16 protein-coding genes are annotated in these 20907 nt (G+C 65.4%); 5 read left to right on the forward strand and 11 right to left on the reverse strand.

Annotated features, from left to right (window positions below; translation table 11 throughout):
- Nucleotides 1-57: 57 nt before the first annotated feature.
- Nucleotides 58-1548: a xylulokinase gene (locus tag F4827_RS02390; RefSeq protein ID WP_183720109.1), complete on the reverse strand. Its 1491-nt coding sequence runs from the start codon at nucleotides 1546-1548 to the stop codon at nucleotides 58-60.
- Between the two features lie 620 nt (nucleotides 1549-2168).
- Between F4827_RS02390 and F4827_RS02395 the strand changes: the two genes are divergently transcribed.
- The 3 genes from F4827_RS02395 to F4827_RS02405 all read left to right on the forward strand — a co-directional run bounded on the left by F4827_RS02395 (nucleotide 2169) and on the right by F4827_RS02405 (nucleotide 5293).
- A complete protein-coding gene (locus F4827_RS02395) occupies nucleotides 2169-3626 on the forward strand; it encodes a nucleobase:cation symporter-2 family protein (protein ID WP_183720106.1) in 1458 nt (485 codons plus the stop codon).
- Between the two features lie 342 nt (nucleotides 3627-3968).
- Nucleotides 3969-4436: an inner membrane protein YiaA gene (gene yiaA / locus F4827_RS02400; protein ID WP_183720103.1), complete on the forward strand. Its 468-nt coding sequence runs from the start codon at nucleotides 3969-3971 to the stop codon at nucleotides 4434-4436.
- A 35-nt stretch (nucleotides 4437-4471) separates the two neighbouring features.
- On the forward strand, nucleotides 4472-5293 hold the full coding sequence (locus F4827_RS02405) for a prohibitin family protein (RefSeq protein WP_183720100.1): 822 nt from the start codon (nucleotides 4472-4474) through the stop codon (nucleotides 5291-5293).
- Between the two features lie 114 nt (nucleotides 5294-5407).
- Here the strand turns inward: F4827_RS02405 and F4827_RS02410 are convergent, their stop codons facing one another.
- The 3 genes from F4827_RS02410 to F4827_RS02420 are packed head-to-tail and all read right to left on the reverse strand — an operon-like array spanning nucleotide 5408 to nucleotide 11459.
- Entirely contained in the window at nucleotides 5408-6928 is a 1521-nt protein-coding gene (locus F4827_RS02410; RefSeq protein WP_183720097.1) for an efflux transporter outer membrane subunit, read from the reverse strand.
- Between the two features lies 1 nt (nucleotide 6929).
- On the reverse strand, nucleotides 6930-10160 hold the full coding sequence (locus F4827_RS02415) for an efflux RND transporter permease subunit (protein WP_183720094.1): 3231 nt from the start codon (nucleotides 10158-10160) through the stop codon (nucleotides 6930-6932).
- Nucleotides 10161-10175: 15 nt separating this feature from the next.
- Nucleotides 10176-11459, reverse strand: a complete 1284-nt coding sequence (locus F4827_RS02420) for an efflux RND transporter periplasmic adaptor subunit (protein ID WP_183720091.1) — start codon at nucleotides 11457-11459, stop codon at nucleotides 10176-10178.
- A 428-nt stretch (nucleotides 11460-11887) separates the two neighbouring features.
- Here F4827_RS02420 and F4827_RS02425 point away from each other — a divergent pair, with 428 nt between their 5' ends.
- Nucleotides 11888-12526, forward strand: a complete 639-nt coding sequence (locus F4827_RS02425; protein WP_183720087.1) for a TetR family transcriptional regulator — start codon at nucleotides 11888-11890, stop codon at nucleotides 12524-12526.
- Nucleotides 12527-12547: 21 nt separating this feature from the next.
- On the opposite strand, the gene F4827_RS02430 is transcribed toward F4827_RS02425, so the two are convergent.
- The 7 genes from F4827_RS02430 to F4827_RS02460 all read right to left on the reverse strand — a co-directional run bounded on the left by F4827_RS02430 (nucleotide 12548) and on the right by F4827_RS02460 (nucleotide 19138).
- Nucleotides 12548-13327: a CoxG family protein gene (locus F4827_RS02430; RefSeq protein ID WP_183720084.1), complete on the reverse strand. Its 780-nt coding sequence runs from the start codon at nucleotides 13325-13327 to the stop codon at nucleotides 12548-12550.
- Between the two features lie 106 nt (nucleotides 13328-13433).
- Nucleotides 13434-13799, reverse strand: coding sequence for a DUF427 domain-containing protein (locus tag F4827_RS02435; RefSeq protein WP_183720081.1), 366 nt, complete (start codon nucleotides 13797-13799; stop codon nucleotides 13434-13436).
- Nucleotides 13800-14158: 359 nt separating this feature from the next.
- Nucleotides 14159-14719 carry a carboxypeptidase-like regulatory domain-containing protein gene (locus F4827_RS02440; RefSeq protein ID WP_183720078.1) on the reverse strand — a complete coding sequence of 187 codons (561 nt, stop codon included), beginning with the start codon at nucleotides 14717-14719 and terminating at the stop codon, nucleotides 14159-14161.
- Nucleotides 14720-14948: 229 nt separating this feature from the next.
- Nucleotides 14949-16472, reverse strand: coding sequence for a DegQ family serine endoprotease (locus tag F4827_RS02445; protein ID WP_183720075.1), 1524 nt, complete (start codon nucleotides 16470-16472; stop codon nucleotides 14949-14951).
- Nucleotides 16473-16684: 212 nt separating this feature from the next.
- Nucleotides 16685-17986, reverse strand: a complete 1302-nt coding sequence (locus F4827_RS02450) for an ATP-binding protein (RefSeq protein WP_183720072.1) — start codon at nucleotides 17984-17986, stop codon at nucleotides 16685-16687.
- 36 nt (nucleotides 17987-18022) lie between these two features.
- Nucleotides 18023-18685: a response regulator gene (locus F4827_RS02455; RefSeq protein ID WP_183720069.1), complete on the reverse strand. Its 663-nt coding sequence runs from the start codon at nucleotides 18683-18685 to the stop codon at nucleotides 18023-18025.
- A 60-nt stretch (nucleotides 18686-18745) separates the two neighbouring features.
- Entirely contained in the window at nucleotides 18746-19138 is a 393-nt protein-coding gene (locus tag F4827_RS02460) for a hypothetical protein (protein WP_183720066.1), read from the reverse strand.
- On the opposite strand from F4827_RS02460, the gene dacB reads away from it, so the two are divergent.
- Nucleotides 19137-20840 carry a D-alanyl-D-alanine carboxypeptidase/D-alanyl-D-alanine-endopeptidase gene (gene dacB / locus F4827_RS02465; protein ID WP_183720063.1) on the forward strand — a complete coding sequence of 568 codons (1704 nt, stop codon included), beginning with the start codon at nucleotides 19137-19139 and terminating at the stop codon, nucleotides 20838-20840. The genes F4827_RS02460 and dacB overlap by 2 nt on opposite strands.
- Nucleotides 20841-20907: the final 67 nt, after the last annotated feature.

A 20907-nucleotide genomic window follows, 5' to 3' on the forward strand; every position in this document is an offset into this window, starting at 1 on the left:
CGATGATTCTGATGCAGACTTCCGGGCCGACTTTCAAGCCGACTTCCAGGCCGATTTTCAGGCCGCCGGGAACCACGTTCGCACGCGGCCGTAGAGATCGATGAAACGCGCGTAGCGCTGCGCGAGCGCGGCGTCCTCGCGCGCTTGGGCCACCCGCGTGGCGGCGGGCGCGAGCGCCGCAAGTTCGTCGATACGCCAGTGTCCGCAGGCCACGCCGCCCAGCAACGCCGCGCCGCGCGTGGCCGCGTTCGGACAGTCGATGGCGTCGAGCCGTGCACCGAGCGTATCCGCCAGAAGTTGCCGCCAGCGCGGATCGACCGAACCGCCGCCCGCGAGCTTGAGCGTGGCGATGGCCGCATCGGACGTGCCGTGTTCGCCTGCGTTCGCCTCACGCAGGGCGTCGAGGCCCGCGCGCAAGGCAAAGGCCACGCCTTCGAAGGCGGCGCGCATCAGCATGCCGCGCGTATCGCCGATACCCGCGCCCAGCCAGCCGCCGCGCGCCGCCGGATCGAGCCACGGCGAGCGCTCGCCGCTCAGATACGGCAGGAAAGTAAGCGTGGGCGACGGTGGCGCGGCGAACGCCTCTTCATACGCCTGCGCCCAATCGTAAGCGAGCCAGCCGCGCGCCGCTTCGAGCGCGACGCCCACGTTCTGCATCGCGGCCATCGCATACCAGCCGCCGCTCGCCGAGCGATAGCGATGCAGACCGCGGCGCGCGGGCGGCGCGGTGCGCGCGGTGACGAGAATCTGGCCGCCCGTTCCGGTGGTGAGCAAGGCATCGCCGTCTTCATGCAGGCCGCTGCCGAGAGCCGCGCACGGCGTATCGCCCGCGCCTGTCGCGAGCACGACGCCTGCGGGGACACCGAGCGCACGCGCGGCATCGGCGTGCAGCGTGCCGCTTGCCGCCCCCGACGCGGCGAGCGGCGCGAACCAGCGTGCGGGCAATCCCAGCCGCTCGATCAGGGCGAAATCCCACGCGCCGTCGGGCGCGGCGAGCGCGGTCGCACAGGCATCGGACGGATCGGCGACGCATGCATCCTGGGCTGCGCCCGCGAGGCGCAAGCGCAGCCAGTCCTTGGGCTGCAGCGCCCACTGCGCGGCATCGGCGATCGCGTGTTCGTTCTGCATCACCCAGCGCAGCAGCGGGCCGGCCATGCCGGGCGCGACGGGATTCGAGGCCGCGCCGTCACTCTGCCCTGCACCCAGTTGCCAACCGTCGAGCAACGCGTGCGCGCGCGTGTCGGGCCACAGCATCGCGGGACGCAGCGCGCGCCCCGCCGCATCGGTGAGCACGACGCCGTGCATCTGTCCGGAAAAGCCGATGCCCTTCACCGCCGCGCGTTCGTCTTCGGGCAAGCGCGCGCAGGCATCGACCAGCGCACGCCACCAGCGCTCGACATCGATTTCCGCCCAGCCGGGCTGCGGCGTGTCGAGCGTGTAGGCGACGCTCGCGACGGCGCGCTCCACGCCCGCCTCATCGACGAGCGCTACTTTGAGCGAACCGGTGCCAAGATCGATGCCGAGAAAGCGCGTGAGCGGTGCGTTCATGCGAGGTAATCAAGAGAAGAGGATGAGGAACGCAGGCGATGCATTCGAGGGCTGGATCGCCGCGGCAAAAAGAGCCATGATAGCGATAGCATCTGTCAGTCGCGAGCAGGGTCGCCCGGCGTGCGCGACCCTGCCGACCATCAATGCGGATTCGACCCATTCGACTCATTTCCGCACGCGTTCGCAGCCTGTTCGCGGGTTAACCCGGTGGCTGGTCGAGCGATGCGAAACGGCTCACATGCGGACGGCGAAATATAGATCATAAGGGTGCGCCCATATATAGCGCGCCCCGCCGCCCGGCTTTCCATTCGCGACATCGCGCTAAACCTTGCGCGCACCTCACCGCACAAGCCCTCGCCCGGATCCGTCGGAATCCTTTCCAGCGCCTGAAAAAAGGCCCCAACGCCACTTTGTGGCACTCCACCTACGGCGAGACGACGCGCCGCAATATCCTCGCGCACCCATATCGACGCCCAATCTCCCGCCAATAACGCGCGCCAGGCGAGCCGCGCGCATATCGCCCCCGGAAAGCACGGAATAGTCCCCAGCGGTCTTGTTGCTTATTTTCGTCCCGCATACCTTGGAGGCCATATTCCCAAACGAAGACGGAGAGAGACGACATGCATCCCCAGGGTATCGAAAGGGAGCAGGCCCAGTCCCGACAGAGTGGCCGCGACCAGGTTCACCCGTGCGACGAGCGCCTGCCGTTCGGCCAGCTTCTCACGCTCGGCATCCAGCACGTGCTCGTGATGTATGCGGGCGCGGTTGCGGTGCCGCTCATCGTCGGCGGCGCCATCGGCCTGCCGAAAGACCAGGTGGCCTTCCTCATCAGCGCCGACCTGTTCGCCTGCGGCATCGCCACGCTGATCCAGACGCTCGGCCTGTGGATCTTCGGCATCCGCCTGCCCGTCATCATGGGCTGCACTTTCGCCTCGGTCGGCCCGATGATCGCCATCGGCACCAATCCGTCGCTGGGCATTCTCGACATCTTCGGCTCGACGATTGCGGCGGGCGCGATCGGCATCGTGATCGCACCGCTGATCGGCAAGCTGCTGCGCTTCTTCCCGCCCGTCGTGGTGGGCACGGTGATCGCCGTGATCGGTCTCTCGCTGATGGAAGTGGGCATCAACTGGGCCGCGGGCGGCGTGGGCAATCCGCATTACGGCGACCCGACCTATCTCGGTCTCTCGCTGCTGGTGCTGATGCTGATCCTGCTCATCAACAAGTTCGGGCGCGGCTTTGTCGCCAATATTTCGGTGCTGCTGGGCATCGTCGCGGGCTTCGCGATCGCGCTGGCGCTGGGCCGCGTGAGCCTTGACGGCGTCACGCACGCACCGTGGGTCGGCTTCGTCATGCCGTTCCACTTCGGTGTGCCGAAGTTCCACATCCTGCCGATCGCGACCATGGTGATCGTGATGTTCGTGACCTTCATCGAATCGACGGGCATGTTCCTCGCCGTCGGCGACATGGTGGATCGTCCCGTCGATCAGGCCACGCTCGTGCGCGGCCTGCGCGTCGACGGTCTGGGCACGATGATCGGCGGCATCTTCAACTCGTTCCCGCATACCTCGTTTTCGCAGAACGTCGGCCTGATCGGCGTGACGGGTGTGAAGAGCCGTTATGTCTGCGCGATGGGCGGCGTGATCCTCGTGCTGCTCGGCCTGTTCCCGAAGATGGCGCAGATGGTCGCGTCGGTGCCGCCGTTCGTGCTGGGCGGCGCGGGACTGGTGATGTTCGGCATGGTGGCGGCGAACGGCATCAAGGTGCTCTCGAAGGTCGACTTCGTGAAGAACCAGCACAACCTGTTCATCGTCGCGGTGAGCGTGGGCTTCGGCCTCGTGCCGGTGGTCTCGCCGCACTTCTTCGCGCAACTGCCGCCTGCCCTCTCGCCGATCCTGCATAGCGGCATCCTGCTGGCTTCGGTTTCGGCAGTCTTCCTCAATATCATCTTCAACGGCGTGAAAAGCGAACGCGCCGCCGAGCGCGACATCCGCCGCGCCGGTCACGATCTCGACGGCAGCCATGCACAGGGCGCCCCGGAAGCAGGACACGAAATGCAGCGCACGGCCGCTCACTGAGTCATGGACCGAACCCTGCGCGCAATCACGTACTGAGTCGACGCGAGAGGCGCCCCGACCGCGCATAGGGCGCGAGCCGGGGCCTTTTGCTGGTTTGGCGTCACGGGAAACCGTGACGCCTTTTTTGTTTGCCGATACGGATTCGACGCGTGTTCACGGCGGATTCGATGCTTGTGCGCGCAACCGTCGAGTCATCGCGCATAAAGTTGCGCAAAATTACCCCAACGATGCCGGTTTGCAGACATCGGCGTGCTGCGAATTCGCGCCCTGCGCTATATTCGGCCTCTCCGTGGCTTACGACTACTTGACTGCAAAGGCCACTCAAAATACAGGGGGATTCCGATGACCGACAGCACCGTCCAGCAACCTTCGTTCGCCTTTATCGCCGCTTCCTGGGCCGCCCTGCTCGCGGGCTTCTGCGCTTATCTGGTGGGCCTGTTCAACGCGGGCATGCAGCTCAACGAGAAGGGCTACTACTTCACCGTGCTGGTATTCGGCCTTTATGCGGCCATCTCGCTGCAAAAGAGCGTGCGCGATCGCGCCGAAGGGCTGCCCGTCACCGGCATCTACTATTTCCTCAGTTGGGTCGCGCTCGTGCTGTCCATCCTGCTGCTCGCCGTCGGGCTGTTCAACGCCACGCTCGCGCTCAGCGAAAAAGGCTTCTACGCGATGTCCTTCGTGCTCGCCCTGTTCGGCTCGGTCACGGTGCAGAAGAACGCGCGCGATATTCAGGCTTTGCGCCCGCTCAATAGCGCGCCGAACCCTGACGCCCCCGCCTTCCCGTCGCGCGATGCCGAGGGTTCGAATTGAACGACGGTCGCAACACGAAACCCGGCCTGTCATCCATGTTCAAACTCCCATCGAACCCGAAGACCGTGGCGATCGGCGGCGCGGTCGCGGCCGTCGTCATCGTGCTGTTCATGAGCATGCATGTGGTGCCGGCCGGGCATCGCGGCGTCGTCAAGGTGTTCGGCGACGTGAAGGACAAACCGCTCGCCGAAGGCCTGCATATCCTCAACCCGCTCGCGCAGGTGGTGGATTTCAACGTGCGCTTCCAGAGCGCCACCGCGACCAAGGCCGAAGGCGGCACCGCCGATCTCCAGGAAGTGTTCGAAGACATCACGCTCAACTACGAATACGACCCGGAGCATGCGCCTTACGTCTACAACAACTTCGGCAACGATTCGGATATCGAAGCGAAATTCATCGTGCCGGCGCTGTACGAATCGTTCAAGGCCGTGACCTCGCAGTACACCGCCGAGCAGCTGGTCACGCGGCGCGCCGAGGTCTCACAGGACATCGTTAAGGTGCTGCAGGCGAAGCTCGCCAAATACCGCATCATCGTGAGCGATATCAACGTGCAGAACTTCCACTTCGACGAGCAGTTCGCCGGTGCGGTGCGCCAGAAAGTGGTCGCGGGACAGAACCGCCTGACCGCCGAGCAGCAGCTCGAAACCGCGAAGGTCACCGCGCAGCAGAAGATCGTTGAGGCCGAAGGTCAGGCGAAGGCCATCGCCATCCAGGCACAGGCGATCCAGCAGCAGGGCGGCTCGGAATACGTGGCGCTGGAGGCCGTGAAGAAGTGGGACGGGCATTTGCCGCAGCAGTGGTCGGGCGCGGCGATTCCGTTTGTGAATTTCGCTTCCCCGCAGCCGACCTCGCACTGACTGACACGCGTGGATAGCGCACGCGGATAAAAAAACGCCACGGATGCAACTCCGTGGCGTTTTTGTTTTCAGCGGAACCGGCGAACCGGTTGCCGCACCCGGTTGCCGAACCGCTCAGCCCGCCTTCGCAACCGGCGCCGACGCCGCCGCCGGTGCGCTGGCTGCACCGTAGTCGACCGGCGCATCGGCCGGACGCGGCGTCTCGCCAGCGTGCTCGATCCAGCCGCCGCCGAGTGCGCGATACAGATCGACGAGGTTGGTCAGGCGCGCCAGGCGTGCCGTGATAAGCGACTGCTGCGAGGTGTACAGGCTCGTCTGCGCGGTGAGGACCGGCAAATAACTGTCCACGCCGTTCTTGTAGCGCAGCTCCGACAGATCCAGGCTGCGCTGGTTCGCGAAGGTACTGCGCGCCAGTGCGTCGATCTGCTGATCGTAGGTACCGCGCGCGGCGAGGCCATCGGCCACTTCGCGGAACGCCGACTGAATCGCCTTCTCGTAGTTGGCGATTTCGATGCGCTTCTGGACGTTCGCCAGGTCGAGGTTGGCGATGTTCTTGCCGCCTTCGAAGATCGGCAGCGTCACCTGCGGCACGAAGCTCCACGCCGCCGTACCCGCCTTGAAAAGACCCCCGAGCGACAGGCTTTCGGTGCCGAACGCCGCCGTCAGCGAGATCTTCGGGAAGAACGCCGCACGCGCCGCGCCGATGTTGGCATTCGCGGCCAGCAGCGTTTCCTCGGCTTCCATGATGTCCGGACGCCGCGTGAGCAGGTCGGACGGCAGGCCGGCCGGGATATCGGCGAGCAGGTTCTGGCCGTCGAGCGGCAGGCCTTGCGGCAGATCCGCCGGCAGCGGCTCGCCGATCAGCAGCACGAGCGCGTTTTCGGCCTGCGCGCGGGCGCGCAGTTGCGCCTGCAGGTTGGCCTGGGCGTTCTCGACCACCGTCTGCGCCTGACGCAGATCGAGTTCGGTGCCCGTGCCGGTATCGAACTGCGCCTTGGTGATGTTGTACGAATCCTGCGCCGTCTTCAGCGTTGCCTGCGTGACCTTCAGCAGGTCGTCGTCGGAGAGCATCGTCAGGTACTGGTCCGCGACCTGCGAGACGAGCGAGATTTCCGCCGCCTTGCGCGCCTGCGCCGTGGACAGGTACTGAGCCAGCGCCTGGTCCTTCAGGCTGCGGATACGCCCCCAGAAGTCGATTTCCCAGGACGCCTGCAGGCCCACGTTGTAGATGCTGTACGGATTGGTCGGATAGCTCGACGCCAGTTCCCGCGGCGCGCGCGTGCGCGTGTCCGTACCCACGCCATTGATGGCGGGGAACAGATCGGCGCGCGTGATCTGATACTGCGCGCGCGCCGCTTCGACGTTGAGCACCGAGACCCGCAGATCGCGGTTGTTCTTCAGCGCGATCGTGACCAGTTCCTGCAGACGCTGATCGACGAAGAAGTCGCGCCAGCCGATCTCGGTCGCGTTCGCGCCATTGGCGCTCTGGCCGTTCTCCGCGCCCGGTTGCGTCGCGTAGACGCCGCCTTGCGGGAAGCTTTGCGAAACCGGCGCGTCCGGACGGTGATACCACGGCGCCATCGTGCAGCCCGCGAGGAGCGCAGCGGCCGCTGCAATTACGGATAGTTTTTGCATCTCAATGTCCTTCCTTGCCCGGGCCGTCGCTGCCGCCTTGACCACCCTGAGCGCCGTTGTTGTCGGCGTCATGGTCGTGCGCGTGGTGCTCCTGGTAGTGCTGGAGCGCCGCATCCGGGTCTTCCTTCTCGCCGGCGAACTTCGCGCGGATCACCACGAAGAACATCGGGATCATGAAGATCGCGAGGAACGTCGCGGTCAGCATCCCGCCGATCACGCCGGTACCGATCGCGTGCTGCGAAGCCGAACCCGCGCCGTTACTGATGGCCAGCGGCAGCACGCCCAGAATGAACGCGAGCGAGGTCATCAGAATCGGGCGCAGACGCAGTCGGGCGGCTTCGAGCGCCGCTTCGACCGGGCCCATGGTGCCTTCCGCCTGCAGGTCGCGGGCGAATTCCACGATCAGAATCGCGTTTTTCGCCGACAGACCCACGGTGGTCAACAGACCCACCTGGAAGAACACGTCGTTTTCCAGCCCGCGCAGCGTCACCGCCAGCAGCGCGCCGAGCACGCCGAGCGGCACCACCATGATGACCGCGAACGGAATCGACCAGCTTTCATACAGTGCCGCGAGACACAGGAACACGACGAGGATCGAGATGCCGTAGAGAATCGGCGCCTGCGAACCCGACTGGCGTTCCTGGAACGACAGGCCGGTCCACTCGTAGCCGATGCCGGCGGGAAGCTTCGCCGCGATCTGCTCCATGGCCGTCATGGCCTGGCCCGTGGACTTGCCGCTGCCCGCCTGACCCTGGATTTCCACCGCCGAAATACCGTTGTAACGCTCAAGCTTCGGCGAACCGTAGGTCCACTGGCCGCTGGCGAACGAGCTGAACGGCACCATCCCGCCCGACGTGTTGCGCACGTACCAGGTGTTCAGGTCGTTCGGCGTCATGCGGAACGGCGCATCGGACATCACGTAGACCTTCTTGATCCGGCCGTCGACGTCGAGGAAGTTGTTCACGTACGACGAAGCCCAGCCGATCGAGAACGTCTGATCGACCGAGGCCGCCGTCACACCGAGCGCTTCAGCCTTCTGGCGGTCGATGTTGATCTTGTACTGCGGCGTGTCGTTCAGGCCGTTCGGACGCACCAGCGCCAGCGACGGATCCTTCGCAGCCATGCCAAGCAGCATGTTGCGCGCTTCCATCAACTTCTCGTGGCCAACGCCGCCGCGATCCTGGAGTTCGAAGTCGAAGCCCGAGGCGGTGCCGAGTTCAGGAATCGAAGGCGGATTCACCGGAATCACCATCGCGTCCTTGTAGTTCGCGAAGTGCCCGAACAAGCGGCCCACCAGCGCCTGGACCTTCTGGTCCGCGTGCTGACGTTCCTTGTAGTCGCGCATGCGCACGAACACGAGACCCGAGTTCTGGCCACGACCCGCGAAGCTGAAGCCGTTCACCGTGAACGTCGACTCGACGATCGATTTTTCGTCGTTGAGCAGATAGTTCTGGATATTGGCCAGCGTGCGCGCCGTGGTTTCCTGGGTCGAGCCCGAAGGCGTCTGCACGATCACGAACATCGTGCCCTGGTCTTCATCGGGCAGGAACGATTTCGGCAGGCGCACGAACAGGAAGCCCACCGCGACGATCACGGCCAGATAGATGATGAGCCAGCGGCCCGAACGCTTGATGACGTGGTGCACGCCGCTGTGATACTTGTCGCGGCTCTTGTCGAACGTACGGTTGAACCAGCCGAAGAAGCCCTTCTTCTCTTCGTGGTGGCCCTGCGGGATCGGCTTGAGGATGGTCGCGCACAGCGCCGGCGTCAGAATCAGCGCGACGAGCACGGACAGCACCATCGCCGCCACGATCGTCAGCGAGAACTGACGATAGATGGCGCCGACCGAGCCGCCCGAAAACGCCACCGGCACGAACACCGCCGACAGCACCAGCGCCACGCCCACCAGTGCGCCGGTGATCTGGCCCATGGCCTTGCGGGTCGCTTCCTTGGGCCCCAGGCCCTCCTCCACCATCACCCGCTCGACGTTTTCCACCACCACGATCGCATCGTCCACCAGCAGGCCGATGGCCAGCACGAGGCCGAACATCGACAGCGTATTGATGGAGAAGCCCACCGCCGCCATGATCGCGAACGTGCCCAGCAGCACCACCGGCACCGCGATCGTGGGGATCAGCGTGGCGCGCAGGTTCTGCAGGAACAGGTACATCACGAGGAACACCAGCACGATGCCTTCCAGCAGCGTCTTGATCACTTCCTCGATCGACAGGCGCACGAACGGCGTCGTGTCATACGGGTACTTCACGACCAGACCGTGCGGGAAGTACTTCGACAGATCGTCGATCTTCTGGCGCACCAGCTTGGCGGTCTGCAGCGCGTTCGCGCCCGTCGCCAGCTGAATGCCGAGACCGGCGGTCGGCGCACCGTTGTACTTGGTGTCGAAGTTGTAGTTTTCGCCGCCCAGACCGATACGCGCCACGTCCTTCAGACGCACCTGCGAGCCGTCCTGGTTCACCTTCAGCAGAATGTTGCCGAACTCTTCAGGCGTGTGCAGCAGCGTCGATTCGGTGATGGTCGCCTGGAACGACTGACCCGCCACCGACGGCGTGCCGCCCAGCTGGCCGCCCGCGATCTGCACGTTCTGTGCGGTGATCGCAGCCGTCACATCGCTTGGCGTGAGGCTGAAGTTGTTCAGCTTGTTCGGATCGAGCCAGACGCGCATCGCGTACTGCGAGCCGAACAGCGTGACCGTACCCACGCCGTCGATACGGCTGACCGGGTCTTCGATGTTCGACGCCACGTAGTTCGCGAGGTCGTACTTGGTCATGCTGCCGTCTTCGGAGACGAACGCCATCACCAGCAGGAAGCTGCTGCTCGACTTCGTCACCTTGATGCCGAGCTGCTGCACCACCTGCGGCAGAATCGGCGTGGCAAGCTGCAGCTTGTTCTGCACCTGCACCTGCGCGATGTCCGGGTTGGTGCCCGCCGCGAACGTCAGCGTGATGGTGGCCGTGCCCGAGTCATCGGACGTGGACGACAGATACAGCAGGTGGTCGAGACCGCTCATCTGCTGCTCGATCACCTGGGTGACCGTGTCTTCCACCGTCTTCGCCGACGCGCCCGGGTAGGTCGCGCTGATCTGGATCGACGGCGGCGCGATGGTCGGATACTGCGCGACCGGCAGCGTGAACACCGACGCCACACCTGCCAGCATCAGAATGATGGCGATCACCCACGCAAAAATCGGGCGATCGATAAAGAACTTTGCCATGAAGCAGGCTCCCTGTTATTGCGCAGCGGAAGCGGCGGGTGCGGATGCAGCGGCAGCGCCAGAAGCAGCGGCGGCGCCCGAAGCGCCCGATGCCGCGCTCGCGCTCCCGTAGCCCGAAGCCGTCGCCTGATCCGCCGACGGCGCGCCCGGCGGGGGCGGCGGCGGCAGATGGGCGTCCACGGCCTTGACCTCGGCGCCCGGCTTGACCTTTTCCGTGCCTTGCACGATCACGCGGTCGCCCGGATTCAGGCCGCTGTCCACCACCCAGTCCTGACCGACGGACGCCGACGTGACGACCGGATGCAGCTCGACCTTGTTCTGGGCGTTGACGACCATGACGGTCGCCTGGCCCTTCTGGTCGTGCAGGACGCCCACTTGCGGCACGAGGATCGCGTGGTCGTTGGTGCCTTCGTCGATGCGCGCGCGCACGAACATGCCCGGCAGCAGCACGTTGTCCGGATTCGGGAACAGCGCGCGGATCGTCACCGAGCCGGTGGTCTGGTCGACCGTGACGTCGGTGAACTGGAGCTTGCCCTGCTGCGAGTACGTGCGGCCGTCTTCGAGCACCAGCGTGACCTTGGCGGCGTCGGGGCCGTTGGTCTTCAGGCGCCCTTCTTCGACTTCGCGGCGCAGGCGCAGGCCGTCGAGGCTCGACTGCGTGAGGTCGACGTACATCGGCGTCATCTGCTGCACGGTCGAGAGCAGCGTGGCGGCGCTCGCCTGCACGTAGGCGCCCGGCGTGACCTGCGAAATGCCGACCTTGCCGGTGATCGGCGAGAGCACGTCGGTGTAGCCCAGGTTGATCTGGGCGGTGTCGACCGCGGCCTTGCCGGCATCGACATCGGCCTGCGCCTGGCCTTGCGCGGCCACGGCGTTGTCGTAGTCCTGCTTGCTAACTGCGTTGGCCGCCACCAGCACCTTGTAGCGCGCGACGAGCGCGTTCTGCGTGACGAGATTCGCCTTCGCCTTGGCGAGCGTGGCCTTGGCGTTATTGAGCGTGGCGATGTACGGCGCGGGATCGATCTTGTACAGGCGCTGGCCGGCCTTCACGACCGAGCCTTCGGTGAATTCGCGGCGCAGCACAATGCCGTCGACCCGGGCGCGAACCTGCGCGACGAGGAAGGCACTGGTGCGGCCGGGCAGTTCGGTGACGACCGGCACGGAGCTGGTCTGGACGGTGACAACACCCACTTCGGGGGTTTGCGGCGGCGGTGCCGACTGCTTTTGCCCGCACGCTGCGAGCACTACTGCAGCCGTCGCGAAGCTGATTAGGCGGAATGGAACCCGTTCGACGCGCATGGAGCGACCTCTGTCTATAACTGACAATTAAAAGCGTGCGGGGTCCTCATGGAGGAGGACGACGACGCACGCCAGCATCTGGCAATACCTGACGGATAACCCGGTACTTCAGTAAAGGCGCGATACCGGTCAGCAACATCCATCCGGGCTTTAATCGCGCGCCACCGCGGGGGGCGTCGCGCATTGGGGTTTCTACGACCGCTTGGCCAGTGACGGATATTAACCGGACATCACTTCTCAGGGTATCCAGGTGGTGGGGTGGTATTATAGATACATTCGCGAATGAATGTTTAAGAACGCTTCAACCCCTTGATGCGGGCTAGAAGAAGATTTCGCGCATGACATCCATATTACAAATCAATACTTGCTGGTCGTACCCCCAGATGCCTGGCCACCCCATTAATTCGCCCTCAGGGCGCTAATCCATCATGGTCCGACGTACGAAAGAGGAAGCGCTGGAGACGCGCAACCGCATTCTCGACGCCGCCGAACAGGTCTTTTTCGAGAAGGGCGTCTCGCGCAGTTCGCTCGCCGATATCGCCCAGGCGGCGGGCGTCACGCGCGGCGCAATCTACTGGCATTTCGAGAACAAGGGGGATCTGTTCACGGCGATGTTCGACCGCGTGATCCTGCCGCTCGACGAACTCAAGGCGGCCTCGGTCGATCCCAACGAACCCGATCCGCTCGGGCGCATCAAGGACCTCTGCACGCTCTGTCTGCAGGACACCGCCACCGACGCGGGCCGCCGCCGGGTGTTCGAAATCCTGTTCCTGAAGTGCGAATTCGTCGAAGAGATGGGACCCGTGATGGCGCGCCATCAGGACAATATGCGCGAGGGGTTGATGCGCATCGAGGAAGGCCTGCGCAACGCGATGTCGAAAGGCCAGTTGCCCACCGATCTCGACGCCGCGCGCGCGGCGCGCGTGCTGCACTCCTTCATCACCGGCGCGCTGCACGACATGGCGATCCTGCCGGATATGTTCGATGTGGCGAAGTATGCGCAGCGGCACGTCGAAGCCATGCTAGACGCACTGCGCCATAGCCCGGCGCTGCGTGTGGACAGCTGATCTGAACGTTGCAGCGCGCCGTCAGCTTGCGGCGAAATGGCGCGCCACGTAGAACAGGATCGCGACAAAGAAAATCATCGCGGCCCAGGCCCAGCCGGGCATCGCATGCGGCGTGGGTTCGTGGCGCAGCGTGCTCGCGGCGCGGCCCGACAAGGTGCCGCCCTGCTCGTGTTGCCCGTGCTGCGGCAGCAGATGCGCGCGGCGCGCGACCGCCGCCAGATTGATCGGCCGCAGGAACACATGCTGACGGCGCGGCTCCTTGCCGCGCACGCGATTGGGCGCACGGCCATGCTTGGCGGCCACCACGGCGCAGAATTCCGTGAAGAACTCATCGGCCAGTTCGTGCAGCGCGTTTTCGATCTGGCGCGGCGGCAATTCGCCCAGCGGGCCGGTCAGCGTGGCCCACACCGAATAATCGATGCGCGTGCTCAAACCGCGCTCCCGTTCGGCCGAAACCGGTGCCACGGGCAACACCGATGACAACGCCCGCTCCTCCTCCCGCAACGCCACATCGATCTGCCCGCGCAGCGAGCCGATGCCGTCGGCGCGCGCGCGAAAGCTCAACACTCGGCGCGGCTTGAGCGGCACCTCGGCGACATCGTTGGCAATGTGAGCACGCACTTCATAACGCGCACGCAGCGGCCCGAGCGGCACGGTCAGCGTGATCGCATATTCGCCGGGGCCCAGCCTGCGGAACGACTCGCAGTGCTCCAGGCTCGCTCGCACGAGCGCGGCGTCCTGCAGCGCCTGCCAGACAGCAGACGGTTCGAGCGCAATCCTCAACGCGTCGTTCAGTTCCATGGCGGCTCCCCGGTCGCGGTGCGAGAAGTTCGAATAGATGTTTATGGATGCCAGGCGTGATTCAGGACACTCAGGACACTCAGGACACTCAGGACACTCAGGACATTCAGGACGTCTGGTCGATACGGTCAACGCGTTCGGCGTCGAAGGCCAGATAGCCGCCGATGTCGCGCACGCTGTCGTGTGGCGACTCGTAGCTCCAGGCGGCGTCTTCGATACGGCCGTCTTCGGTGCGCAAATGGAAATACACCGCGTGGCCTTTGTGCGGACACGCGGCGGTGCGCTCCGAACGTTCGAGACGCGCCATGTTCACATCGGCGCGCGGGAAATAGAAGACGTCGGGATAGCCGGTTTCGCTGACGGTGAGCGCCGCGAGCGTGTCGGCAATCGTGATGCCGCCGTGGATCACGCGCACGCGATGACGGTTCACGATGATGTCGATGCGATGGCCGGCATCCGGTTCGACCGTCATGGTCCGCTCCTGATCGATGTGCGCCGCCGCTGGCTGGCGCATTGCCGCTGGTGTGCCCGGATGCCGGCACGGCCGGTCCTGGCTGTTCTTTGCTGCTCCCTGACGGGCGCGCAACCGGGCATTGTCATCGGTACGCGTGACACCGACGTAAAACCGGCGCACATACCGTTCAAACCTACGACAAAAAAGCCACGGCGGACCCGTGGCTTCATTATCGGCCAAACTTTGCCGGCTTGCGCGACTTCGATGCAGCGCGGCCACAGGCGCCGCGCCGGATGCGGCTTTATGTGGGCCAGCAGACAGTCAAGGGCGGCGGCGCTTGGCCTGCCGCCCTGTTCTCCCCCGCCGGTTGCCCGGGATTACCAGACGAATGACGCGCGGGCGCTGCCGTTCGAGCCCACCGTCACGGCACTGGTTTTATCGACGCCCGCATGGCTCACGTGCACGGTGTAGCGGCCCGGGCGCACGCGCACGAGCATGTAAGGTCCGCGCGAAGTGGCGTCGAGAACGCTCGCGCCGTGTGCGTCGGTGATCTGCACGTGGACATCGGCGAGGAATTCGGCCTTGCGGCCCGTGAAGCGCAGCGCGAGCGGCCACGAATGTTGTGCGGCCTGCAGCGCCTTCGACTCGTCCTGACCGACGCCGCCCGAGACGTACGAGACATCGCCCTGTTGCTGCACTTGCGGCATGCCGCCGCCGTTGATGTTGCCGGCACTGGAATCGTCGCTACTCGAACCACCGACAGTGGCGTTGCCCGTGGTGCCGCTCATGTTGTCGATGCCGGCATTGCCGCCAGGCGGCATGGCCTGCTGCGCGAATGCAAGGCTGGCACCGCCCGCGAAGCCGACTGCACCGATCGCCAGGGTGGCCGCCAGCGCGGCGGCCGAAAGGACGGGACGTGTGTTATCAAACATCTTCATCGTGGCTGCTCCTCGTACAGGTTGCCGATTCGATGCAGGCAGCAAACCCCATGCCCATATCGTATGCCGCCTTGCGAGACGCCCAAAAGAAAACTGCCGTCTGGGCGCGAAGCCCGGACGGCAGTGAAAAGCGGTCTGGCAGAAATCGGTCAATGAAGCGCGGCAGACCGCTGGAGCGAACCGATGGAACCGATGGAACCGATGGAACCGATAGCGTAGCGGATCAAAATCAGCCCAGATCGACCGGCACGAAGATCTGCGCGTCGTCGCGCTGGATCAGGAGCGCGATACTGTTGCCAGCCTGCGCGATCATCTGCTTGAGCTGATCGGCGCTGATCACCGGGCGGCCGTTCACCGCGAGAATCACATCGCCCTGCTGGATGCCGGCGCTTTGCGCCGCGCCGCCCGCCTGCTCGACCAGCAGACCGTGATCGAGCGAGCTATTGCTCTTCTCTTCCGGCGTGAGCGGGCGCACCGCCACACCCAGACGGCCTTGCATCTGCGACTGCTGCGTATCGTTCGACGCGACCTTGCTGTCCGACAGCGAACCGATGGTGGCCGTCAGATCCTTCGTGCCCTTGTCGCGCCAGATCTGGATGTCGGCCTTGGTGCCCGGCTTCATGCCCGCGATCAGCGCGGGCAGATCGGACGAATCGCCCACCTGTTCGCCGTTCACGGCCACGATCACGTCGCCGGGCTTCAGGCCCGCCTTGGCCGCCGGGCCGCTGGCGTCCACCGAGCTGATCAGCGCGCCGTGCGGCTTGTCCATGCCGAACGAATTCGCCAGCGTCTGGTTCATCGACTGCACCGCCACGCCCAGGCGTCCGCGGCTCACGTGGCCGGTCTTGACGAGATCGTCCTTGACCTTCATGGCTTCGGTGATCGGGATCGCGAACGACAGGCCCTGGAAGCCGCCCGTCTGCGAATAGATCATCGAGTTGATGCCGATCACTTCGCCCTGCAGGTTGAAGAGCGGACCGCCCGAATTGCCGGGGTTCACCGGCACATCGGTCTGGATGAACGGCGTGTAGTTCTCATCCGGCAGCGAGCGCGATTTCGCGCTGATGATGCCCGAGGTCACGGTGTTGTCGAAGCCATACGGCGAGCCGATCGCCACCACCCACTGGCCGACCTTGCTCTGGCGCGGGTCGCCGATCTTCACGGTCGGCAGATCCTTGGCGTCGATCTTGAGCACGGCGACGTCCGACTGCTTGTCCGCGCCGACCACCTTGGCCTTGAATTCGCGCTTGTCGGTGAGCTTGACCGTCACGACGTTCGCACCGTCCACGACGTGCGCGTTAGTGAGAATGTAGCCGTCCGGGCTGATGATGAAGCCCGACCCCAGGCTCGCGCTCGGCGTATCCGGCTGGGCGCCGCCGCCGCCGCTGCCGTCGCCGCCCATGCCCGGCATACCGCCGTAGAAGTGCTTGAAGAATTGATAGAACGGATCGCTCGGGTCGATCGGCAGTTGCTGCGAACCGCCAGCGCCGCCACCGTTACCGCCGCGCAGCGCCGTCTGTTTCACCACGTGCTTGGCACTGATGTTGACGACCGCCGGGCCGTAGGTTTCCACGAGGCCCGAGAAGTCAGGAATGCCGGTCCTGGCCGCGGCTTCGGCGGGCATCATCGCGGCCTGAGCCGGCGTGATGACCTGCGGCGGCGGAACATCGCGGCGCCCGGCCACGTATCCCGCCGACAAGGCGACGGCAACGGCGATGGCCACAGCACTACGGGTAATGACTTTGGTATTCATGTTGGACTCCTTGCGCGGGATGCGATCACGACGTAACGAAGGTTAAGCCGCGTCACTTAAAGGAGTCTTAATTCAGGAACTAATCCGCGAAGGCCCGTGTGGCGGGCCTTCGCGGCGATGCAGAGTGAATCGGGGATCGATGCGCGCGCATCGATATCGCGTCAATCGGCCTTGCCAGACTGCCGGACAAAAGCGAAAGCATAACGAAAGACTCAGAACCGAACCTCCACCTGCAAGCCACCCGCGGGGGAATCGTCCAGCGTGATGACGGCCCCGTGCTGATCGGCGATACGGCGCACGATCGCCAGACCCAGACCGGTGCCCGCCACATCGGTACGCGCGCGATTGGCGCCCGCCCCCACGCGATAGAAACGATCGAACACGCGCGCGCGCTCTTCCACCGGAATGCCGGGGCCGCTATCGGCGATCCGCACGAGCGGATGTCCGTCCTGCATCAGCAGGCTCACGTCCACGCGCCCGCCCGCAGGCGTGTATTTGGTGGCGTTGTCGAGCAGATTGTTGAACATCACGCGCAAGGCATGCGCGTCGCCGTCCACTTGCGCCGCGACGCTTTCCTCGATGCCAAGATCCACGCCGCGCTGCTGCGCGAGCGGCGCATAGTTGAGCACGCAATCATCAAGTAGCGCGTGCAGATCGACGCTTTGGGCGCGGGCGTGGCCATCGGGTTCGGAACGCGCGAGCGCGAGCAACTGTTCGGCCAGCCGCGTCGCGCGCGTGACACCCGCCTGCAGATCGCCCAGCGCTTCGCGGCGCGTCTCGTCATCCCTTGCGCGCGCAACCAATTGCGCCTGGATCTGCACAGCCGCGAGCGGCGTGCGCAGTTCGTGCGCGGCATCGGCAACAAAGGCCTTTTGCGTGTCGAGCGCCTGCGCGAGGCGTTCGAGCAGCGCGTTCAGCGCATGTACGAGCGGCATCACTTCGCGCGGCAAACGCTCTTCGGGCAGCGGATCGAGCGCCTCGGGATGACGCGTGTCGAGCGCGCGCGCCACGCGCGACAGCGGCTTGAGCCCGCGCCCCACCACCATCCACACCGCGAGGCCGAGAAACGGCAGCAGCACGATCAGCGGCCAGAGCGTGCGCAGCGCGACATTCGCGGCGAGCCGGTTGCGCACCGATACCGGCTGCGCCAACTGCACGACGTTGTCGCCGACGATCGCGCCATAGACGCGCCAGTCGCCGCGATCGGTTTTCTCGGTGGAAAAGCCAAGCTCCGCGCGCGGCGCGAGCGGCGCACGCGGATGCGAGTAATACATCAGGACACCGTTGCGATTCCAGATCTGCAACACGATGCCCTCGTCGCCGGTGTCGCGCGAACTGAGGATCTCGTTGAACGGCTCGGAGGGCAATGCCTCGGCGATTTCCTGCAACTGGTAGTCGAACAGTTCGTTGGCTTCCGCGAGCGCCTGGCGGTAAATCAGCCAGCCCGCGAGGCACACGCCCGCGACCACGATCGCGAGCAGCCAGAACAGCAATTGTCTTCGTATTGAACTCATGCGTTGCGCGGCGTCCTTATGCGTGCTTATGCGTCCTCACGCTTCCTTCGCGATCATGTAACCGAGGCCGCGCACGTTGCGGATCAGATCGGCCCCCAGCTTCTTGCGCAGCGCGTGGATATAGACCTCGACGGTATTGCTGCCGATCTCCTCGCCCCAGCCGTACATTTTTTCTTCGAGCTGGGTCTTGGAGAGCACCGCGCCGGGACGCGCGAGCAGCGCTTCGAGCAGCGCGAATTCGCGCGCCGACAGCGCGACGGGCGTACCGTCCTGGGTCACCTGGTGCGAGGCCGGATCGAGCGTGATCGAACCATGACGGATGGTGGAATCGCTGCGGCCCGACTGACGGCGGATCAACGCACGCATGCGCGCGCCCAGTTCGTCGAGATCGAAGGGCTTGATGAGGTAATCGTCGGCGCCCGCGTCGAGCCCCTTCACGCGATCGGCAATGGCGTCGCGTGCAGTGAGGATCAGCACCGGCAGCGCGTTGCCGCGCGCGCGCAAGGTGCGCAGCACATCGAGGCCGTCGCGCTTGGGCAGCCCGAGATCGAGCAGCATCAGATCGTAGCTTTCGCCACTTGCGGCCGACAGCGCGGCTTCGCCGTCCTCGACCCAATCGACCGCAAAGCCGTCGCCGCGCAGCGCCTTGCGCACGCCTTCGGCGATCATGCGGTCATCTTCGACTAGCAGTATGCGCATCTTGATGAATGGACAGCGCGGCGCTTGAAGGCCGCGCTTCGTTGGTAGCGATGCTGCATTCTAGCGCCTCGCCACGGCCTTCCCTTTCAACGCGCAGTCGGTCCGGGCGCGCAAAGCTGGCGGCAACCCTGCGCTCGCGTAACGTTTGTCGGCCTTTTTGGGGAACTCGGGCCGAACTTGTGCGGATTTCATGTACGCGACGCACGCACGCCGCGCGAGGTCTTTACAATGAGCGCTTTTGCGGCGCACCACGCCGCGATGCTGATTGCGCCCTTTCATGTCGCCCGATTTTCTGGTGGCGGCGCATGCATCGCCGGCGTAGAGCGAGCGCGATTTTTTGCTGTTTTTGCCGCTGTTTTTGTTCCTGTTCTTGCCGATGTTTTCCGCGTCCGTGCGCACCGCGCGCGGTCCCTGCACTGCCCGCCCAATCCCAACGTTGCCCACGTTTTTCATGCCGCCCGTTTTGCTGTCCCGACTACGCACTGTCCTCCGTCCGACGCGCGCCCCCCGCCCGCGCGCGCTCGCGCTCGCCCTCACGTGCGCGGCGTTCGCAACCGCCTTCGCCGGCGCGCCGGCCGCCCAGGCGCAGCCCGAAGGCGCGCCGCGCCTGCCGGCCGTCAATGTGAGCACCGATCTGCCGCCGAGCGTCATGGCGGGCCTCGCGAAAGCGCACGTGCCGCTGTCGTCGGTGAGCGTGGTGATCGAGAAGGTCGGCGACCGTCAGCCGAGCCTCGCCGTCAACGCGGGCCAGCCGATGATGCCCGCCTCGACGATGAAGCTCGTCACCACCTGGAGCGGTCTGGCGATGCTCGGCGCCGACTATCGCTGGAAGACCACCGCCTACACCGATGGCGAAGTCGACGCGAACGGCACGCTGCACGGCAACCTCTACATCAAGGGCACGGGCGACCCCAAGCTGGTGCCCGAAGAACTGGTCGATCTGGTGCAGAAGATCCGCCAGGCCGGCGTCATGCGCATCGAAGGCTCGCTCGTGCTCGACAAGAGCGAATTCGATCCTTCCACGCGCGACCTGCCCTCGTTCGACGGCGACGAAAGCGCGCCCTACAACGTCGGCCCCGATCCGCTGATGTACGCCTTCAAGGCGCTGTCGTTCACGTTCTCGCCGTCGCGCGAAGGCGTGTCGATCGACATCGTGCCGCCCGTCGCGCAATGGCAGATCGACAACCAGATTCGCGAGCGCGGCGGCGCGTGCGGCGGCCTGCTGCCCAGCCCCCAGGTCACGCCGGGCGCGAACGGCCTCGTCACCGCCAGCTTCGCGGGCAATTACGCGATGCGCTGCGGCGAGCGCACGCTCAACATGGCCGCCCCGGTCGATCATTCGACCTTCTTCGCGGACGGTTTCCTCGCGCTCTGGCAACAGGCCGGCGGCAGCTTCGCCGGGACCACGCGCGAGGGCGTCGTGCCGCCGCGCGCGCGCGTGCTTGGCGTGCACCAGAGCCCGCCGCTCGGCGACGTCGTGCACGACATCAACAAGTTCAGCAATAACGTGATGGCGCGCAACCTCTTCCTCACGCTCGGCGCGGTCGAGAACAAGCCGCCCGCCACCACCCAGAAGGCCGCCGCGGCCGTCACCACGTTCCTGCGCCGCAGCGGCCTGAACATGCCCGAACTCGTGCTCGACAATGGCTGCGGCCTGTCGCGCGAAGAGCACATCAGCGCGCTGTCGCTGGCGAATCTGCTGCAGACGGCGAATGCAAGCCCGGTGGCGCAGGTGTTCATCGACTCGCTGCCAATCGTCGGCGTGGACGGCACCATGCGCAACCGTCTCACTAACGCGGGCGTGGGCGGCAACGCGCACATCAAGACCGGCACGCTGCGCGACGTGCGCGCCATCGCCGGCTATGTGGCCGCCGAAAACGGCAGCACGTGGATCGTCGTGAGCCTCATCAACGACCCGCGCGCCGAAGCCGCACGCGCTGCGCACGACTCGCTGCTCGAATGGGTCTACAAGGGCATGCCCGAAGAAGCGCCGGTCTATGTCGATCCGCATCCGAAGCGCTCGACCAAAGCGTCGCGCGCCGGTCACGCTTCGAAGCCGGTTGGGCATGTGGAGCGCGTCGACTACAAGGCAAAGCCGGCTGAAAAGGCGAGCGCGAAGGCTACGCCCAAAAAGAAGCAGCACGCCGCGCATTAGTCCTCCAGAACGCCCGGCGGGCGCGTGCCCGCCGCGCCTTTCCAACTGCCGCCCTCGACGCCCGGAA

It is taken from the genome of Paraburkholderia bannensis (assembly GCF_014200455.1).
Classification (GTDB): domain Bacteria; phylum Pseudomonadota; class Gammaproteobacteria; order Burkholderiales; family Burkholderiaceae; genus Paraburkholderia; species Paraburkholderia bannensis_A.

Bases quoted from the DNA above. Each gene is read 5' to 3' on its own strand.
- F4827_RS02390 (WP_183720109.1), bottom strand. From the start codon at position 1,548: ATGAACGCACCGCTCACGCGCTTTCTCGGCATCGATCTTGGCACCGGT.
- F4827_RS02395 (WP_183720106.1), top strand. From the start codon at position 2,169: ATGCATCCCCAGGGTATCGAAAGGGAGCAGGCCCAGTCCCGACAGAGT.
- yiaA (WP_183720103.1), top strand. From the start codon at position 3,969: ATGACCGACAGCACCGTCCAGCAACCTTCGTTCGCCTTTATCGCCGCT.
- F4827_RS02405 (WP_183720100.1), top strand. From the start codon at position 4,472: ATGTTCAAACTCCCATCGAACCCGAAGACCGTGGCGATCGGCGGCGCG.
- F4827_RS02410 (WP_183720097.1), bottom strand. From the start codon at position 6,928: ATGCAAAAACTATCCGTAATTGCAGCGGCCGCTGCGCTCCTCGCGGGC.
- F4827_RS02415 (WP_183720094.1), bottom strand. From the start codon at position 10,160: ATGGCAAAGTTCTTTATCGATCGCCCGATTTTTGCGTGGGTGATCGCC.
- F4827_RS02420 (WP_183720091.1), bottom strand. From the start codon at position 11,459: ATGCGCGTCGAACGGGTTCCATTCCGCCTAATCAGCTTCGCGACGGCT.
- F4827_RS02425 (WP_183720087.1), top strand. From the start codon at position 11,888: ATGGTCCGACGTACGAAAGAGGAAGCGCTGGAGACGCGCAACCGCATT.
- F4827_RS02430 (WP_183720084.1), bottom strand. From the start codon at position 13,327: ATGGAACTGAACGACGCGTTGAGGATTGCGCTCGAACCGTCTGCTGTC.
- F4827_RS02435 (WP_183720081.1), bottom strand. From the start codon at position 13,799: ATGACGGTCGAACCGGATGCCGGCCATCGCATCGACATCATCGTGAAC.
- F4827_RS02440 (WP_183720078.1), bottom strand. From the start codon at position 14,719: ATGAAGATGTTTGATAACACACGTCCCGTCCTTTCGGCCGCCGCGCTG.
- F4827_RS02445 (WP_183720075.1), bottom strand. From the start codon at position 16,472: ATGAATACCAAAGTCATTACCCGTAGTGCTGTGGCCATCGCCGTTGCC.
- F4827_RS02450 (WP_183720072.1), bottom strand. From the start codon at position 17,986: ATGAGTTCAATACGAAGACAATTGCTGTTCTGGCTGCTCGCGATCGTG.
- F4827_RS02455 (WP_183720069.1), bottom strand. From the start codon at position 18,685: ATGCGCATACTGCTAGTCGAAGATGACCGCATGATCGCCGAAGGCGTG.
- dacB (WP_183720063.1), top strand. From the start codon at position 19,137: ATGCCGCCCGTTTTGCTGTCCCGACTACGCACTGTCCTCCGTCCGACG.
- F4827_RS02460 (WP_183720066.1), bottom strand. From the start codon at position 19,138: ATGAAAAACGTGGGCAACGTTGGGATTGGGCGGGCAGTGCAGGGACCG.